Here is a 2,222-nt window from a genome sequence, read left to right as displayed (position 1 = left end):
GGCGCAAGCTCGACGCGCCCTCGGGCACGGCGCTGAGCCTCGGCGAAGCGGTCGCCCAGGGCCGCGGCATCGCGCTCGACGCGGTCGCGGCCCACGGCCGCTGCGGCCAGACCGGCGAGCGGCCGGCCGGGCAGATCGGCTTCCATGCGCTGCGCGGCGGCGACGTGGTCGGCGAACACACGGTCATTTTCGCGAGCGACGACGAGCGCATCGAATTCGCCCACCGCGCCGCCAATCGCGACCTGTTCGCGCGCGGCGCGCTGCTCGCCGCGCAGCGCCTGGCCGTCGCCGAGCCGGGCTACTACGCGATGGACGACGTGCTCGGCGATTGACTCGCGTCGGTGCCGCGCGGCGCCTCGCCCGGCGCTGCGCCGGGCGATCGCCGTGCACGTGCTCAATGATGTCCCGAGCCCTGCGAGAAGATCAGCACGACGAGGCCGAACAGCAGCGCGACGGTGCCGACGACGATCGCGGCCGCGATCAGCAGGCCCCAGGCCGTGCGCGGCTCGCGGCGGCGCAGGAACTGCACGGCGACGGCGGCCAGGACGATCCAAGGCGCGACGAAGAACGTCATCGCGGCCCAGAACGGATGCAGGCTCGGCAGCACGCCCCAGAGGACCAGATGACTGCCGGTCAGCGCGAGCAAGCCGATGCCGATGCCTTGGCCGAGGGAGCCGCGCCGGTTCGCGCGCCCGACCGCGTCGCGCGGTCCAGCCGCGTCTCGTGTTTCCGCTTGCGTCATACCAGTGCTCGTCGTGGCCGCCTGGCGGCCGGTGCGCCCCGATTCTAGGCGGACGCGACCGTGACACATCGCGCCGACGTCGCGGTACGCCGCTGTCGACCTTCGTCGCTGCGCCGCACAACGGGTGGACACTGACGCCGCCGCCGCATAAAATCGCGCCTCGCCTCGATTCCCTTTTACGCCCAATCCACGGACTGGTTGCGCCAGCCCGCGGGTTTTCGCGCACCTGAGTTTGGTGTCGCCGGGCCATTACGCATAAGGCGACCGCATGACCATGCCAGCACTCCTCGCCCTAGCCGACGGCAGCCTGTTTCACGGCACCGGCATAGGCGCCGAGGGCACGACGACCGGCGAAGTGGTGTTCAACACCGCACTGACCGGTTATCAGGAAATCCTGACTGATCCTTCCTACGCCCGGCAGATCGTCACGCTGACCTATCCCCACATCGGCAACACCGGCTGCAATCCGGTCGACGTCGAGTCGACCTCGGTCGCCGCAGCCGGCCTAGTGATCCGCGACCTGCCGCCGCTCGCGAGCAACTGGCGTTCCACCGAAACCCTGCAGGACTACCTCAAGCGCAACGGCCTCGTCGCGATCGCCGACATCGACACGCGCCGGCTCACGCGCATCCTGCGCGACACGGGCGCGCAGAACGGCGCGATCGTCGCCGGCGCGAACATCGACGCCGACGCGGCGCTCGCCGCGGCGCGCGCGTTTCCGGGTCTCAAGGGCATGGATCTCGCCAAGGTCGTCAGCACGACCCGGCGCTATGCCTGGAACGAGGGCAGCTACGATCTCGATCGCACCGACTTCGCGCGTCCGGCCGCGGATCTGCACGTCGTCGCCTACGACTTCGGCATCAAGCACAACATCCTGCGCATGCTCGCCGACCGCGGCTGCGCGGTGACCGTCGTGCCGGCGCAGACCAGCGCGGCCGAGGTGTTCGCGCTGAAGCCCGACGGCGTGTTCTTGTCCAACGGTCCCGGCGATCCGGAGCCCTGCGACTACGCGATCGCCGCCATCAGGGAATTCGTCGCCGCGCGCCTGCCGGTGTTCGGCATCTGCCTGGGCCACCAACTGCTCGGCCTGGCGGCCGGCGCAAAGACGCTGAAGATGAAGTTCGGCCACCACGGCGCGAACCACCCGGTCATCGACATCGCGAGCGGGCGGGTCATGATCTCCAGCCAGAACCACGGCTTCGCGGTCGACGAAGCCAGCCTGCCGGCCAACGTCAAGGCCACGCACCGCTCGCTGTTCGACGGTTCGCTGCAGGGCATCGCGCTGACCGACGCGCCGGCCTACAGCTTCCAGGGCCATCCGGAAGCCAGTCCCGGGCCGCAGGACGTCGGCGGCCTGTTCGATCCGTTCGTGCAGATCATGCAGTCGCGCCGGCGCGCGGCCGCCTGAGCCGCCGCATGCGTTCGCGATTCGCGTTGCGCCGCCTCGCGCCGGCGCTGCTGGCTGCGGCCGCCGCCGGCG

Annotated in this window: 3 protein-coding genes; 2 read left to right on the top strand and 1 reads right to left on the bottom strand. The window is 70.7% G+C overall.

Annotated features, from left to right (window positions below; genetic code table 11):
• Positions 1-332 (top strand): 4-hydroxy-tetrahydrodipicolinate reductase (locus NON22_RS23355; RefSeq protein WP_306673984.1); only part of this gene is annotated, 332 nt, incomplete at its 5' end.
• A gap of 62 nt (positions 333-394) precedes the next feature.
• On the opposite strand, the gene NON22_RS23350 is transcribed toward NON22_RS23355, so the two are convergent.
• Positions 395-742: a hypothetical protein gene (locus NON22_RS23350; RefSeq protein ID WP_257389386.1), complete on the bottom strand. Its 348-nt coding sequence runs from the start codon at positions 740-742 to the stop codon at positions 395-397.
• 268 nt (positions 743-1,010) lie between these two features.
• Between NON22_RS23350 and carA the strand changes: the two genes are divergently transcribed.
• Positions 1,011-2,150, top strand: a complete 1,140-nt coding sequence (gene carA / locus NON22_RS23345; RefSeq protein ID WP_257389385.1) for a glutamine-hydrolyzing carbamoyl-phosphate synthase small subunit — start codon at positions 1,011-1,013, stop codon at positions 2,148-2,150.
• Positions 2,151-2,222: the final 72 nt, after the last annotated feature.

Origin of the sequence: Tahibacter caeni (assembly GCF_024609805.1) — a bacterium.
Lineage (GTDB): Bacteria > Pseudomonadota > Gammaproteobacteria > Xanthomonadales > Rhodanobacteraceae > Tahibacter > Tahibacter caeni.
Note: the sequence above shows the minus strand (reverse complement) of the source record. Positions and strands in the feature narration are given on the sequence as shown.

What these genes read in the sequence shown, in the direction of transcription:
- NON22_RS23350 (WP_257389386.1), bottom strand. Translation starts at nt 742, where the DNA reads ATGACGCAAGCGGAAACACGAGACGCGGCTGGACCGCGCGACGCGGTC.
- carA (WP_257389385.1), top strand. Translation starts at nt 1,011, where the DNA reads ATGACCATGCCAGCACTCCTCGCCCTAGCCGACGGCAGCCTGTTTCAC.